At 72.0% G+C, this 13,722-nt stretch carries 15 protein-coding genes and 1 pseudogene; 6 read left to right on the top strand and 10 right to left on the bottom strand.

Annotation, left to right across the window (positions count from 1 at the left end):
* Positions 1-41 precede the first annotated feature (41 nt).
* The 3 genes from ACWCO8_RS21375 to ACWCO8_RS21365 form a co-directional block, all read right to left on the bottom strand.
* Positions 42-911, bottom strand: a complete 870-nt coding sequence (locus tag ACWCO8_RS21375; RefSeq protein WP_451033636.1) for an MBL fold metallo-hydrolase — start codon at positions 909-911, stop codon at positions 42-44.
* 183 nt (positions 912-1,094) lie between these two features.
* A complete protein-coding gene (locus tag ACWCO8_RS21370) occupies positions 1,095-1,391 on the bottom strand; it encodes a hypothetical protein (protein WP_451033523.1) in 297 nt (98 codons plus the stop codon).
* Positions 1,392-1,431: 40 nt separating this feature from the next.
* Complete coding sequence (locus tag ACWCO8_RS21365) at positions 1,432-1,797, bottom strand: winged helix-turn-helix transcriptional regulator (protein WP_362004353.1); 366 nt, start codon at positions 1,795-1,797, stop codon at positions 1,432-1,434.
* 87 nt (positions 1,798-1,884) lie between these two features.
* Here ACWCO8_RS21365 and ACWCO8_RS21360 point away from each other — a divergent pair, with 87 nt between their 5' ends.
* Both ACWCO8_RS21360 and ACWCO8_RS21355 read left to right on the top strand, forming a co-directional pair.
* Complete coding sequence (locus ACWCO8_RS21360; RefSeq protein ID WP_451033522.1) at positions 1,885-2,514, top strand: NADPH-dependent F420 reductase; 630 nt, start codon at positions 1,885-1,887, stop codon at positions 2,512-2,514.
* A 71-nt stretch (positions 2,515-2,585) separates the two neighbouring features.
* Entirely contained in the window at positions 2,586-3,524 is a 939-nt protein-coding gene (locus ACWCO8_RS21355) for an NADP-dependent oxidoreductase (RefSeq protein ID WP_451033521.1), read from the top strand.
* Positions 3,525-3,545: 21 nt separating this feature from the next.
* On the opposite strand, the gene ACWCO8_RS21350 is transcribed toward ACWCO8_RS21355, so the two are convergent.
* The 5 genes from ACWCO8_RS21350 to ACWCO8_RS21330 all read right to left on the bottom strand — a co-directional run bounded on the left by ACWCO8_RS21350 (position 3,546) and on the right by ACWCO8_RS21330 (position 6,295).
* Positions 3,546-3,866 carry a DUF202 domain-containing protein gene (locus ACWCO8_RS21350; protein WP_451033520.1) on the bottom strand — a complete coding sequence of 107 codons (321 nt, stop codon included), beginning with the start codon at positions 3,864-3,866 and terminating at the stop codon, positions 3,546-3,548.
* On the bottom strand, positions 3,863-4,258 hold the full coding sequence (locus tag ACWCO8_RS21345; protein WP_362004361.1) for a YidH family protein: 396 nt from the start codon (positions 4,256-4,258) through the stop codon (positions 3,863-3,865). The genes ACWCO8_RS21350 and ACWCO8_RS21345 overlap by 4 nt, the downstream gene beginning before the upstream one ends.
* 9 nt (positions 4,259-4,267) lie before the next feature.
* The gene (locus tag ACWCO8_RS21340; RefSeq protein WP_362004362.1) at positions 4,268-4,780 is read right to left on the bottom strand and encodes an NUDIX hydrolase; all 513 of its coding nucleotides are present in this window, start codon (positions 4,778-4,780) and stop codon (positions 4,268-4,270) included.
* An 88-nt stretch (positions 4,781-4,868) separates the two neighbouring features.
* On the bottom strand, positions 4,869-5,651 hold the full coding sequence (locus ACWCO8_RS21335) for a glucose 1-dehydrogenase (RefSeq protein ID WP_451033519.1): 783 nt from the start codon (positions 5,649-5,651) through the stop codon (positions 4,869-4,871).
* A complete protein-coding gene (locus ACWCO8_RS21330) occupies positions 5,648-6,295 on the bottom strand; it encodes a TetR/AcrR family transcriptional regulator (RefSeq protein ID WP_451033518.1) in 648 nt (215 codons plus the stop codon). The genes ACWCO8_RS21335 and ACWCO8_RS21330 overlap by 4 nt, the downstream gene beginning before the upstream one ends.
* A 105-nt stretch (positions 6,296-6,400) precedes the next feature.
* On the opposite strand from ACWCO8_RS21330, the gene ACWCO8_RS21325 reads away from it, so the two are divergent.
* Positions 6,401-8,056: an FAD-binding dehydrogenase gene (locus tag ACWCO8_RS21325; protein WP_451033517.1), complete on the top strand. Its 1,656-nt coding sequence runs from the start codon at positions 6,401-6,403 to the stop codon at positions 8,054-8,056.
* 130 nt (positions 8,057-8,186) lie between these two features.
* Positions 8,187-9,050: pseudogene (locus tag ACWCO8_RS21320) on the top strand (TIGR03619 family F420-dependent LLM class oxidoreductase); the annotation flags it as partial.
* Between the two features lie 62 nt (positions 9,051-9,112).
* Here the strand turns inward: ACWCO8_RS21320 and ACWCO8_RS21315 are convergent.
* Complete coding sequence (locus ACWCO8_RS21315; RefSeq protein WP_451033516.1) at positions 9,113-10,510, bottom strand: GntT/GntP/DsdX family permease; 1,398 nt, start codon at positions 10,508-10,510, stop codon at positions 9,113-9,115.
* A 142-nt stretch (positions 10,511-10,652) separates the two neighbouring features.
* Entirely contained in the window at positions 10,653-11,177 is a 525-nt protein-coding gene (locus tag ACWCO8_RS21310) for a gluconokinase (protein ID WP_451033515.1), read from the bottom strand.
* Between the two features lie 138 nt (positions 11,178-11,315).
* Here ACWCO8_RS21310 and ACWCO8_RS21305 point away from each other — a divergent pair, with 138 nt between their 5' ends.
* Both ACWCO8_RS21305 and ACWCO8_RS21300 read left to right on the top strand, forming a co-directional pair.
* Positions 11,316-12,017, top strand: a complete 702-nt coding sequence (locus ACWCO8_RS21305; protein WP_362004379.1) for a FadR/GntR family transcriptional regulator — start codon at positions 11,316-11,318, stop codon at positions 12,015-12,017.
* Positions 12,018-12,213: 196 nt separating this feature from the next.
* Positions 12,214-13,686 carry an amino acid permease gene (locus ACWCO8_RS21300; protein WP_362004381.1) on the top strand — a complete coding sequence of 491 codons (1,473 nt, stop codon included), beginning with the start codon at positions 12,214-12,216 and terminating at the stop codon, positions 13,684-13,686.
* Positions 13,687-13,722: the final 36 nt, after the last annotated feature.

Genomic DNA, 13,722 nt, shown 5'->3' with positions numbered 1-13,722 from the left:
CGGCCCGAAAGGCCCTCCGGGAGCGCGCACCCGGGCCGGGGTTACGCGTGGCAGGCCACCGGTACGCCGCCGTTCATCGCCGCCATGTCCCCGAAGACCGTCACCGGATTCAGCGGCGAACCTTCCGGCAGGCCGCTCAACTCCGCGTACGCGCGGTGCAGGTTGGCCACCAGACGCTCGCTCTCCCGCCAGGCGGCGAACTCCCCGAGCTGCGCCCCGCCCGCCGTCTCCAGGGGTGTCGCGCCCTTCGCGTACCCCTCGCGGGCCAGTTCGGCCACCCAGCGCAGATACCGCTCCGTCGCGTCGTACGCCGACGGGTCCGTCACGGGCCCGTGCCCCGGCACCACCGTCGGCGCGTCGAGCGAGCGCAGCAGGTCGAGGGCGCGCAGCGAGCCCGCCAGCGAACCCATCGGCAGGAACGGCGTCCCGCCCTCGAAGACCAGGTCCCCGGTGAACACCACGCCCCGCTCCGGGACATGGACGATCGAGTCGCCGGTGGTGTGCGCGGGACCGGGGTGCAGGACCCGCACCTCCAGCTCACCGACGTACAGGGTCAGCCGCTCGCTGTACGTGAGGGAGGGCGGGGTCACCTCCACCGCGCCGAAGTCCGTCTGCGGCCACAGCAGATGGAGCTGGCGCCCGGCGGCGATCTGCTCGGTCCGGCAGCTGTCGTGGCCGACGACCCGCGCCTCGGGCGCGAACACCCCGTTGCCGTAGGTGTGGTCGCCGTGGTGGTGGGTCGAGACGATCGTCCGGGGGAGCGGCAGCTCCTCCGCGAGCACTGCCGCGCGCAGCAGGCGGGCCCGGCGCTCGGTGGCGGCCGTGTCCACGAGCAGGGTCTCGCGGGCGTCGCCCAGGAACCCGGCGTTGTTCAGGCACCAGCCGCCGTCGGGCTGGACGAAGGCGAACACGTCCGGCGCGAGCGCGACGACGTACGGCTGGGAGGGTGCGGCGCCGGCGTTGGCACTGGCGCCGGTGTTGGCGTGGGTGTTGGCGTTGGCGTTGGCGTTGGCGGACAAGGAGACCCCCGGACGACGAGAACGGGCCCGACTGACAGGTGGCAGCCTGCCAGTCGGGCCCGGTCCGGGGAAAACTCAGTGGTCGTCCCAGTGCCCGTCGTGCGCCGCGTGGCGGTGCCCGTCGTGCATGTAGTCGACGTGGTCGCCGTGGGACACCGCCTCGTGCCCGCACGCGGGCCCGTGCTGGTGCGTGTGCCCGTCGTGCGACTGGTGCTGCGTCCGCTCGCACTCGTCCCAGTGGCCGTCGTGCTCCCGGTGGAGATGCCCGTCGTGGGCGTAGTCCACGTGCCCCTCGTGCTCGACGGCCGGATGGCCGCAGGCCGGGCCGTGGTCGTGCTCGTGGGTGGGGTGCTCTTGGTGGAGAAGGGTCATGACATCGCCTCTGTGGGGGTGTGATGTGACGTGGTTCAGGTTAGCCCTGAATGTCGGACTCGTCCTGGTTCCACCCCTGTGCGTCGGCGAACGCCTCGCCGTACTCCGCCGCCCACCGCCCCAACGCCTCGATCGGCCCGAGGAGCGTCCGCCCGAGGCCGGTCAGCGCGTACTCCACACGGGGTGGCGACTCGTCGTAGGCCCGCCGCTCCACCAGGGCGTACCCCTCCAGCCGACGCAGCGTCTCGGTGAGCACCTTGGCGCTGATCCCGCCGATCCCGGCCCGCAGCTCACGCGGGCGCCGCGGCCCGTCGGCCAGGGCGTAGAGGACCACGGCGTTCCAGGTATTCGCGAGCAGATCGAACCCGAGCCGGGCCCGGCAGTCGGCGAGCAGCCGGTCGGTCACCGCGGCCTCCGCCCCACGCACCGTTCGGTAACCGAGGGCCCCTCTAGCGTCGTTCGCATCGCTCAACACGACCACAGGGAGGCGGACATGCGCATCGGAATTCTCGGTACGGGGAACATGGCCGAGGCACTCGGCGGACAGTGGGCCCGGGCCGGCCACGAGATCCTCGTCGGCGGACGGACGGCGGCCGGGGCGGACGCGCTCGCCGCCCGGATCGGCGCCCGCGCGGGCAGCCTCGGCGACGCGGCCCGGTTCGGCGACGCGGCCCTCCTCGCCCTCCCGTACGACGCCGTGCTCGACGTCCTCGCGGGCGTCGGCGCGCTGCCGGACGACCCGGTCCTCATCGACTGCACCAACGCGATCGGACCCGGCCTCGTGCTCACCACCGGCCAGGGCCCCGGCGCCGCCCGGACCATCGCGGCCGCCACCGGCGCCCGCGTGGTGAAGGCCTTCAACCACGTCACGCCCGCCGTCTGGGCCCGTACGCCACCCGTCTTCGCCGACGGGCCGCTCACCGTCCCCCTCTGCGGCGACGACGAGAAGGCCCTGGCCCTCGTCGCCACGCTGGTGAAGGACCTGGGCTGCGTCCCGCTCGTCGCGGGCCCGCTCGGCCGCGCCGACCTCCTGGAGGCCGCCACCGCCTTCCTGATCGGCCTCTGGCACGCCGGCCACGACCCGCGCACCCTGCTCCCTCCGCCGGCGGCGCTGGGCGGCTGACCAGGCGCGCTACCGCTCTGCCGGGGGTATCCGGCTTGCGGGGGACGGGGGCCGCCGTGATCGTTCGGGGTATGAAGGCGATCAGCTACAGCCGGTACGGCGGCCCCGAGGTGCTCGAGTACGGCGAACGGCCCGACCCGAAGGTCGGCCCGGACGACGTCCTCGTGAAGGTACGGGCGGCGGCCGTGAACCCCGTCGACTGGAAGGCCCAGGCCGGCTACCTGGACGGGATGATCGACGCCGTCTTCCCGGTGATCCCCGGCTGGGACGTCTCCGGCGTCGTCGTCCAGCCCGGCGTCTCCGTCACCGAGTTCACGGTCGGTGACGAGGTCATGGGCTACGTCCGCGAGGACTTCCTCTCCCGCGGCACCTTCGCGGAGTACGTCGCCGCCCCCGTCCGTACGCTCGCCCGCAAGCCCCGCACCGTGGGCTTCGAGGAGTCCGCCGCCCTCCCGCTGGCCGGGCTCACCGCCTACCAGGTGCTCCACCAGGCCCTCGCCGTCCGCGAGGGCGACACGGTCCTGGTGCACGCGGCGGCCGGCGGCGTCGGCTCCATGGCCGTCCAGATCGCCCGCCACGTCGGCTGCCGGGTCATCGGCGCGGTGCGCGAGGGAGGCCAGGAGCGGGTCGAGGAGCTGGGCGGCGAGCCCGTCGTCTACGACGAGCACACCTTCGTCCAGCAGGTCCGCTCCCTCGCGCCCGACGGCGTGGACGCGGCCTTCGACACCATCGGCGGCACCTTCCTCAAGAAGACCGCGGACGTCCTGGCCCCCGAGGGCCGCCTCGCCTCCATCGCGGACGGTGAGGTGATCGGCCTGGGCGGCCGCTACTTCTGGGTCCGCCCGAACTCCGAGGACCTCGCCGCGCTCGCCCGTCTGGTCGACGAGGGCGTGCTCTCCGTACGGGTCGCCCGGTCCTTCCCCCTGGAACAGGCCGCCGACGCCCAGCGCGCCAACCAGGAGGGCGGCCTCCAGGGCAAGGTCGTCGTCACGGTGGCCTGGTCGGACTGAAGGCCCTCACCACAGGACCGCCTACAGCACCACGGCCACCGCGAAGGCGGCGAGCGCCACCGTGCACGCCGTCGCGAGCAGCGCGCCCCGGCGCGAGAGCGGGTTCGGCCGCGCCGCGTCCAGGGAGCGGATCCGCCGGTGGGCGACCGCGAGGAAACCGACCCAGACCAGCGCCACCCCCGCCGCGCCCGCCACCCCGGCCGCCGTGATCTCGTCCCTGATCGCCGACTTCGCGCCGAGCACCGCCACGATCGTGCAGGTCAGCGTCGTACGGCGCCATGCGAGCCGGGTCCGTTCCGGCTGCAGCCCCGGATCCCGGGCGGGCGCCGCCCCCTCGGTCACCGGCCGGCCCAGCCGAAGAGGATGACCACCACCATCACCACGGCCACCAGGGCCACCGCGAGGCTCAGCACCGTCGGGAACCGCGACACCGGCAGGTCCTCCCCGCGCCGCATCGCCCGTTCGCACCGCACCCAGTGGTTCACCGCGCGCAGCGCGCACAGCACGCCCGCCGCCAGCAGGGCGAGGGCGAGCCCGACGCGTACGCCCCAGCGCAGGTCCGGCAGGAACTGGTCGACGGCGAAGCCGCCACCCACGAGCGCGAGCGCGGTCCGGATCCAGGCGAGGAAGGTGCGCTCGTTGGCGAGCGAGAACCGGTAGTCCGGGGTCTCGCCCTCGTCACGGATCCGCTGCGGCGCGAACCACAGCCGCAGACTCTGCACGAAGTCACTCACCCGGGCACCTTAACCGCGGTGCGCGCGCAGCCGTTCGTACGCGGCCAGACCGTCCGGAACCCACGCCCACTCCCCGAGCCGCGCGACCACCTCCGCCTCCGGCAGGAAGGCGTGCCAGGCGACCTCCTCCACCTGCGGGTCCACCGGCAGCTCGCACCGCACCTGGTAGACCGCCGACCACCACTTCCCGGCGACGCCCCCGGAGTCGTACAGGAACCGGAACAGCGGCTCGGGGCGCGGCAGACCGGAGACGCCGAGCTCCTCCTCTGCCTCGCGCAGCGCCGCGTCGTCGTACGACTCGCCCGCGCCGACGACCCCGCCGACGAACATGTCGTACATCGACGGGTAGACCAGCTTCCCGGGCGTGCGCCGGTGCACGAAGATCCGGCCCTCGGCGTCCCGTACCTGGATGAACGTGCAGCGATGGATCAGGCCCCGCGCGTACACCTCGGCGCGCGGGGCCTGCCCGACGACCTCGTCGCGCTCGTCGACGACGTCCAGGACCTCTTCGGCGGGATTCATACCCCCATCAGATCACTGACCCATGACGAGATCACTGATCCCTTCCCGGATCACCGATCCGTGACCGGATCACTGACTCATGACCGGATCACTGACCCATGACGTACTTCACCGTCGGCCCGGTCGTCCAGCCGCCGTCCACGGCCAGCTCCGCTCCCGTCACGTAGGAGGCCGCGTCCGAGAGCAGGAAGACCACCGCGCCGGCGATCTCGTCGGGCTCCCCGACCCGCCCCATCGGGGTGTTGGGGTACTTCCCCTCACCCTTCTCGATGCCGACCACGGCCGTCATCGGGGTGTACGTCATGCCCGGGTGGACCGAGTTGACGCGGATCCGCGCCGTGCCCAGCTCCACCGCGCCGATCTTGGTCAGCCCCCGTACGCCCCACTTCGAGGCGCCGTAGCCGGCGGTGAGCGCGAGGCCCATCAGACCGGCGGCCGAGGAGATGTTGACGATCGAGCCGCCGCCGGCCTCCTTCATCGCCGGGATCGCGGCCTTCATACCGATGAAGACACCGGTCAGGTTGATGTCGAGCACCCGGCGGAAGTTCTCCACGGACTCGGTCTCCAGGAAGGCCCCGCTGGATATCCCGGCGTTGTTCACCAGGCCGTGCAGCCCGCCGAACTCGGCGACCGCGTACGCGACGGCCGTCGCCCACGCCTCCTCGGAGGTCACGTCGTGGTGGAGGAAGCGCGCCCGCTCGCCCAGCTCGGCCGCGGTCGCCTTGCCCTCGTCGTCGAGCACGTCGGTGATCACGACGTTCGCCCCGGCGGCGACGGCCTGCCGCGCGGCCTCGGCGCCCAGGCCGCGGGCGCCTCCGGTGATGAGGACGGTCTTGCCGGTGAGGTCGTGGAGGCGGGGGTTCTCGGTCATGAGAGGTCCTTTCGGATCGAGGGCATCGAGGGCGGCGGCGGTGCTTGCAGCAGGGCCGTCGTGGTCTGGACGAGGTCGGCGAGGAAGAGCTGCTCGTCCGTCAGCGGGACGGTGCCGTCGAGGTACTGCCGGGCCCGGTCGGCCATGGCGGCGCCGACGACGGTGAGCGCCAGGTCGAGCCGCTCCAGCCGCAGCGGCTCGGGCAGACCGCTCAGACAGGCCTCGACCCGCTCGATCAGCCGCCAGTACACCGTGCCGTCGAGCGTGGGGTGCGGCGTGCGGGTGCGCACCCCGCTCTCGTGGCTGAGCTGGGCGGAGATCCGCAGACAGCGGCGGCCGCGCTCGGTGCGCAGCTCGCTCGCCTCGGCGCCGACCAGGGCCCTGAGCAGCGCGTGCGGCTCGTCGGGCGCCTCGGCGAGGAGCGGTTCGAGGACCTGCTCCGTACGTCTCTGGCGGCCTGCCATCACCGCGTCGAGCAGGCCCGCGCGCGAGCCGAAGTGGTACTGCACGGCCGACGGGTTGCTCTGGCCCGCGAGGGCCACGATGTCCCGCAGTTGGGCGCCGTCGACGCCCTGCGCCGCGAAGAGTTCCTCCGCCGCGCGGATCAGTTTGTCCCGGGTCTCGGGCCCTGACGTCCTCGCCATGCCGACCATATTAATGCTCGACATTAGAAAACGGGAGGGGTGTGCACGCGGTCGGGACGGTCCGGACGGTTGACTCGATACATCCGTGTATCCAAGATTCGGTCCATGTCGTACGACGCTGATGTGATCGTGATCGGGGCCGGCCTCGCCGGCCTGGTGGCCACCGCCGAGCTCGTGGACGCCGGGCGGAGCGTCATCCTGCTCGACCAGGAGCCCGAACAGTCCCTGGGCGGCCAGGCCCACTGGTCCTTCGGCGGCCTCTTCCTCGTCGACTCGCCCGAGCAGCGTCGGCTGCGGATCAAGGACAGCCACGAGCTCGCCCTCCAGGACTGGTTCGGCACGGCCGGCTTCGACCGCCCCGAGGACCACTGGCCGCGGAAGTGGGCCGAGGCGTACGTCGACTTCGCGGCCGGCGAGAAGCGGTCCTGGCTGCACGCGCGCGGGGTGCGGTTCTTCCCCGTGGTGGGCTGGGCCGAGCGCGGCGGGTACGACGCGACCGGGCACGGCAACTCGGTGCCCCGCTTCCACATCACCTGGGGTACGGGACCCGGCCTCGTCGCCCCCTTCGCGCAGCGCGTGCGAGAGGGCGTGGCCCGCGGCCTCGTCCAGTTCCGCTTCCGGCACCGGGTGACCGCCCTCGGATCCACGGCCGGCGCCGTGGACACCGTCAGCGGCGAGATCCTTGAGCCGTCCACCGCCGAGCGCGGCACCGCGAGCAGCCGGGAGGTGACCGGCTCCTTCGCGCTCCGGGCGCAGGCGGTGATCGTCACCTCGGGCGGCATCGGCGGCAACCACGACCTCGTACGCAAGCAGTGGCCCGACCGCCTCGGCACCCCGCCCGCGAAGCTGCTCTCGGGCGTCCCCGCCCATGTCGACGGACTGATGCTCGGCATCACCGAGGAGGCCGGGGCGCGCCACATCAACCGCGACCGGATGTGGCACTACACCGAGGGCATCGAGAACTGGAACCCGATCTGGGCCAAGCACGGCATCCGCATCCTGCCCGGCCCGTCCTCGCTCTGGCTGGACGCGCGCGGCCGCCGGCTGCCCGTCCCGCTCTTCCCCGGCTTCGACACCCTCGGCACGCTCGAACACATCATGCGGACCGGCCACGACCACACCTGGTTCGTGCTCGACCGGCGCATCATCGGCAAGGAGTTCGCCCTCTCGGGCTCCGAGCAGAACCCGGACCTCACCGGCAAGTCGATCCGGGACGTCATCGGCCGCGCCCGCGCGGACGTACCGGGCCCGGTGCAGGCGTTCATGGACCACGGCGTCGACTTCGTCGTCGAGAACGACCTGTCCGCCCTCGTCCGGGGCATGAACGCCCTCACGGACGAGCCGCTGATCGACGAGGCGGAGCTGCGCCGCGAGATCACGGCCAGGGACCGCGAGATCGCCAACCCCTTCACCAAGGACCTCCAGGTCACGGCGATCCGGGGCGCGCGCAAGTACCTGGGCGACAAGCTGATCCGTACGGCGTCCCCGCACCGGATCCTGGACCCCAAGGCCGGTCCGCTGATCGCCGTACGCCTGAACATCCTCACCCGCAAGTCCCTCGGCGGCCTGGAGACCGATCTGTCGTCGCGCGTGCTGAGGGAGGGCGGCGAGGTACTGGAGGGCGTGTACGCGGCCGGCGAGGCGGCGGGCTTCGGCGGCGGAGGCGTCCACGGCTACCGCTCCCTGGAGGGCACCTTCCTCGGCGGCTGCATCTTCTCGGGCCGAGCGGCGGGCCGCGCGGCGGCCCGGGCGGTGGGGTAGGCGGCGGGCCAGGCTCTGAGGTAGGCGACGGCGGAGGCGCGGTCGTCGAACGTCCGCGCCCGTCCGTGTGGCGCGGCTCACGCGCCCACCCCTTCGTGGCGCCGGCCGCCCCCAACTCACCATGAGGGGCATGGAGATAGGCATCGCACTGCCCCAGTACGGAACGCACGCCCGCCCCGAGACGATCGCCGGCTTCGCCCGCGATGCCGAGGAGGCGGGCTTCGACTCCTTCTGGGTGGGGGACCGTTCGCTCACCCCGGTCGCGCCGAGCGACATCTACCCGGGCCACACCCCCGAGAACCCGTACCCCCAGGAGTACCGGACGTTCCTCGACCCGCTCACCGTCCTCACGGTCGCCGCCACCGCCACCCGGCGCGCCCGGCTCGGCATGTCGACCCTCAACGCCCCCTGGTATCCGCCCCTGTTGCTCGCCCGCAGCCTCACCTCGCTCGACGGGCTGAGCGGCGGCCGGCTCGACGTCGGCCTGGGCATCGGCTGGCTCCGCGACGAGTACACCGCGGTCAACGCCGACTTCGGGCGGCGCGGCGCCCACCTCGACGAGATCCTCGACATCCTCGGGGGCATCTGGACCGAGGAGGAGTTCGGCCACAAGGGCCCGCACTGGACGATCCCCCGCGCGTACGTCGGCCTCCGCCCCGCCCAGCCCGCCGGGCCCCCGGTCTACCTCGGCGGCTTCAGCCCGGCCGCGCTGCGCCGGGTCGGCCGGCGCGCGGCCGGCTGGGTCGGCGCGGTCCTGCCGCCGGAGGCCGCCGCCGGCCTCTGGGAGATCGCCCGCCGCGCCGCGGACGAGGCCGGCCGGGACCCCGACGCGCTGCGCCGCCACATCCGGTTCAACGCCACCCCGGACATGACGGCCGACGCCGTCGCGGCCGTCCTGGCGGGCGTCCGGGCCGGCGGAGCGGACTCCTGCTTCGTCGACTTCCAGCAGGCGGTCCGCGAACCCGACGAGGCGCTGGAGTTGGGCCGGAACGTACGGACCGGGTCCGGAACGCCTGAGCGGCGCCCGAACCCGGTCCGTACGGAGGGGGAGTGCGGCTACAACACCAGCGACAGCAGCAGGACGAAGACGATGCCGACGACCGAGATGATCGTCTCCATCACCGACCAGGTCTTGATCGTCTGGCCGACGTTCATGCCGAAGTACTCCTTCACCAGCCAGAAACCGGCGTCGTTCACATGGCTGAAGAAGAGCGAGCCGGCGCCGATCGCAAGGACGAGGAGTGCCGTCTCGCTCGTGCCCATGCCCTCGGCGAGCGGGGCCACGAGCCCGGCCGCCGAGATCGTCGCCACGGTGGCGGAGCCGGTCGCGAGCCGGATCGCCACGGCGATCAGCCAGGCGAGGAGCAGCGCCGGTATCGACCAGTTCTTGGAGAAGTCCAGGATCATCTGGCCGACGCCCACGTCGATCAGGGTCTGCTTGAAGCCACCGCCCGCGCCGACGATCATCAGCACGCCCGCGATCGGGGCGAGGGACTTCTCGACGGTGGTGGAGAGCCGCTGCTTGGTGAACCCCGCCGCGCGGCCCAGCGTGAACAGGCCGACGAGCACGGCCGCGAGCAGCGCGATGAGCGGCGAGCCGATGACGTCGGTGACCTTCTGCAGCCCGTTGTCGGGGTTGTCCACGACGATGTCGACGAGCGCCTTGACCAGCATCAGGACGACGGGCAGAAGCACGGTCGCGACGGTGGCGCCGAAGCCGGGACGCTTCTCCAGGTCCTCCGAGGGACGCGTGGGGATCATGTTCTCGGGGGCCGGGATGTCGACCCAGCGGGCCGCGTAACGCGAGAACAGCGGACCGGCGATGATCACGGTCGGTATCGCGACCAGGACGCCCAGGGCGAGCGTGACACCGAGGTTGGCGCCGAGCGCGTCGATGGCGACCAGCGGGCCGGGGTGCGGGGGTATGAGCCCGTGCATGACCGACAGACCGGCGAGGGCGGGGATGCCGATCCGCATCAGCGAGTAGTTGCCGCGCTTGGCGACCAGCAGCACCACCGGGATCAGCAGGACGATGCCGACCTCGAAGAAGAGCGGCAGCCCGATGACGGAGGCGATCAGGACCATCGCCCACGGCATCGCCCGCCCGCTCGCCCTGGCGAGGATCGTGTCGACGATCTGGTCCGCGCCGCCGGAGTCGGCGAGCAGCTTGCCGAGGATCGCGCCGAGCGCGATCAGCACGCCCACACCCGCGACGGTCTTGCCGAGACCGGTGGTGAACGCGTCGATGGTCGCGCCGAGCGGCGCACCGGCGAAGGCGCCGAGCGCCAGCGAGCCGATGGTCAGGGCCAGGAAGGCGTGCAGCTTGAACTTGGTGATGAGCAGGACGATGAGGGCGATACCCGCGAGCACGGCGAAGCCCAGCTGGGCGTTGCCGGCCGAGGTGATCGGCTCGACGGCGTCCGCTGCCAGCATCTCGACGCTGAGACTGGTCACGGTGGTTCCTTACGGGGACGGGGGTGAGGGGCAGGGGGATGCGGGCGTACGGGGGTTGTGCGAGGGAGTCGGGATTCGCGGCCGACGCCGAACAAACCGGCCTACGGCACGCGCGGCCGGCCGGGACGTACCGGACGCGCGGTCAGTCGACGAGGCGGCCGAGGGCCGCGACCGCGCGCGCCGCGATCTCCTCCGGTGAGCCGGAGACGTCGACGGCGACACCCGCCTCGTCCTCGGCCAGCGGCTGGAGCGTGGCGAACTGCGAGTCGAGCAGGGCCGTCGGCATGAAGTGACCCTTGCGCTCGGCCATCCGCCCCTCGATCAGCTCGCGGTCGCCGGTCAGATGGAGGAAGACCACGCCCGGGGCGGCCGCGCGCAGCCGGTCCCGGTAGATCCGCTTGAGCGCGGAGCTGCTCACCACCCCGCCGAGCCCTTCCCGGCCGTGCGCCCAGCGCCCGATCGCGTCGAGCCAGGGGCCGCGGTCGGCGTCGTCAAGGGGGACGCCGGCCGACATCTTGGCGACGTTCGCCGCCGGGTGGAAGTCGTCGCCCTCGGCATAGGGGACGCCGAGCGCGTCCGCGACCAGGGGGCCGATGGTCGTCTTGCCGGTGCCGGCGACGCCCATCACGACGACGACCCGGGGGACCGTCGGGGAGGTGGTGCTCATGGGGTGGTGCCTCGCTGTCTTCTTCGACATCGATCCGTCGCGCTCATGAAACCCATTGGGTACGACGTATTCAAGGGTCTGTGACATTAAAGTCATACTTTTTGTTCCCGATCTTGGTCGCCGCGTAGGCTGACCCCCATGACGACACCGGCCCAGGGGCTTCATCCGCACGTCCTCGCCACCCTGGGTCTCGCGATCACCGCGGGGGAGTACCCGCCCGGCAGCGTGCTGCGCACCGACGAACTCGCCCAGCGCTTCGACGTCTCGCGCACCGTCGTCCGCGAGGTCGTCCGCGTCCTGGAGTCCATGCATCTCGTCGAGTCCCGCCGCCGCGTCGGCGTGATCGTCCTGCCGACCGCCCAGTGGAACGTGTACGACCCCCAGGTCATCCGCTGGCGCCTGGCCGGCGCCGACCGCCCCCGCCAGCTCCGCTCGCTCACCGTGCTCCGCTCCGCCGTCGAACCCGTCGCCGCGGGCCTCGCCGCCACCCACGCCACCCCCGAGCAGTGCCGCGAACTGACCGAGCAGGCCCTCGGCATGGTCGCCACCTCGCGCGGCAGGCAGCTGGAGGCGTACCTCGTCCACGACATCGCCTTCCATCGGGTCGTCCTCAACGCCTCGGGCAACGAGATGTTCGCCCGGCTCGGCGACGTCGTCGCCGAGGTCCTCACCGGCCGCACGCACCACCAGGTGATGTTCGAGGACCCCGACCCGGCCGCCGTCACCCTGCACGTCCAGGTCGCCGAGGCGGTACGCGAGAGGGACGCGGTCCGCGCCGAGGAGCTGACCCGTCAGATCGCCGTCGGCGCCCTCAAGGAACTGGACGTTCTCGCCCCGTAAGTCCGGCGTACCCCGGACATTCTCGCCCGAGCAACCTCAGAAGTAGCTCAAATAAGGGCGTTCAGTGACATTGGCCACTGCTGAAATCCCGCCGTGCCGTGACGATGTGCGCTGGCCGTAAGAGCCGTGGACGATCTCCACGCGCGCGCGGCCGGGTACCGCACAGACCCTCCCCCTCACGAAGGCGAACAACTCCATGAGTGACCGCACCCCCTCTGCGGCCGACACGCTGTCCGCCACGCCGCCACCGGCGGCGGCCACCGGAGCGTCCCCCCACGTCGACGCCGGTGACGCCGGATACCGCAAGGACCTCAAGTCCCGGCACATCAACATGATCGCCATCGGCGGCGCGATCGGCACCGGCCTCTTCCTCGGCGCCGGTGGCCGCATGGCCAACGCGGGACCGTCCCTCTTCATCGCCTACGCCGTCTGCGGCGTCTTCGCCTTCTTCGTGGTGCGGGCCCTCGGCGAGCTGGTCCTCTACCGCCCCTCCTCCGGCGCCTTCGTCTCCTACGCCCGTGAGTTCATGGGCGAGAAGGGCGCCTACACGGCCGGCTGGCTCTACTTCCTCAACTGGTCGACCACCGCCATCGCCGACATCACCGCGGCCGCGACCTACGCCCACTTCTGGGCCATGTTCAGCGACGTCCCGCAGTGGATCCTCGCCCTGATCGCCCTCGCGGTCGTCCTCGCCGCCAACCTCATCTCCGTGAAGTACTTCGGCGAGATGGAGTTCTGGTTCGCGATCATCAAGGTCGGCGCGCTCGTCGCCTTCATGCTGATCGGCATCTTCCTGATCGTGACCTCGCACGAGGTCGGCGGCCACACCCCGGGCTTCTCCACCATCACCGACAACGGCGGCATCTTCCCCAGCGGTGTCATGCCGATGCTGCTGCTGATCCAGGGTGTCGTCTTCGCGTACGCCTCCGTCGAGCTGTGCGGCGTCGCCGCCGGCGAGACCGAGAACCCCGAGAAGATCATGCCGAAGGCGATCAACTCGATCATGTGGCGCGTGGGCCTCTTCTACGTCGGCTCCGTCGTCCTGCTCGCGCTGCTCCTGCCGTACACCGCGTACTCCGGCGACCAGAGCCCCTTCGTCACCGTCTTCGACAAGCTGGGCATCCCCGGCGCCGCGGGCGTCATGAACCTGGTCGTCCTGACCGCCGCGCTCTCCAGCCTCAACTCGGGCCTGTACTCCACCGGCCGGATCCTGCGCTCCATGTCGCTGTCGGGCTCCGCGCCCAAGTTCACCGGCGTCATGAACAAGGGCGGCGTCCCCTACGGCGGCATCCTGCTGACCGCCGCCTTCGGTGTCCTCGGCGTCGGCCTGAACTACGTCATGCCCGGCGAGGCCTTCGAGCTCGTGCTGAACTTCGCCTCCATCGGCATCATCGGCACCTGGGCCATGATCATGGTCTGCTCGCTGCTCTTCGTGAACCGCTCCAAGGAAGGCCGGGTCACCCGCCCCGGCTACCAGCTGCCCTGGGCCCCGTACACCCAGATCGTCACGCTGGTCTTCCTCGGCTCGGTGCTGGTCCTGATGTGGATGGACGGCGGCATCAGCCGCACCACCGTCAACTGCCTCCCGCTGATCGCGGCCGCGCTGGTCGGCGGCTGGTTCCTGGTCCGCAAGCGGGTCCGCGCGACCGCGGCGACGCGCCAGGACTGAGACCCCCCACGGGGCGACGAGACCCCCGCAGGCGGC

Source organism: Streptomyces sp. NPDC001927 (assembly GCF_053594455.1).
Note: the sequence above shows the minus strand (reverse complement) of the source record. Positions and strands in the feature narration are given on the sequence as shown.

Excerpts from the sequence above, each read along its gene's own strand:
- ACWCO8_RS21310 (WP_451033515.1), bottom strand. The coding sequence starts at position 11,177 with ATGAGCACCACCTCCCCGACGGTCCCCCGGGTCGTCGTCGTGATGGGC.
- ACWCO8_RS21335 (WP_451033519.1), bottom strand. The coding sequence starts at position 5,651 with ATGACCGAGAACCCCCGCCTCCACGACCTCACCGGCAAGACCGTCCTC.
- ACWCO8_RS21370 (WP_451033523.1), bottom strand. The coding sequence starts at position 1,391 with ATGACCCTTCTCCACCAAGAGCACCCCACCCACGAGCACGACCACGGC.
- ACWCO8_RS21305 (WP_362004379.1), top strand. The coding sequence starts at position 11,316 with ATGACGACACCGGCCCAGGGGCTTCATCCGCACGTCCTCGCCACCCTG.
- ACWCO8_RS21360 (WP_451033522.1), top strand. The coding sequence starts at position 1,885 with ATGCGCATCGGAATTCTCGGTACGGGGAACATGGCCGAGGCACTCGGC.
- ACWCO8_RS21340 (WP_362004362.1), bottom strand. The coding sequence starts at position 4,780 with ATGAATCCCGCCGAAGAGGTCCTGGACGTCGTCGACGAGCGCGACGAG.
- ACWCO8_RS21330 (WP_451033518.1), bottom strand. The coding sequence starts at position 6,295 with ATGGCGAGGACGTCAGGGCCCGAGACCCGGGACAAACTGATCCGCGCG.
- ACWCO8_RS21300 (WP_362004381.1), top strand. The coding sequence starts at position 12,214 with ATGAGTGACCGCACCCCCTCTGCGGCCGACACGCTGTCCGCCACGCCG.
- ACWCO8_RS21355 (WP_451033521.1), top strand. The coding sequence starts at position 2,586 with ATGAAGGCGATCAGCTACAGCCGGTACGGCGGCCCCGAGGTGCTCGAG.
- ACWCO8_RS21325 (WP_451033517.1), top strand. The coding sequence starts at position 6,401 with ATGTCGTACGACGCTGATGTGATCGTGATCGGGGCCGGCCTCGCCGGC.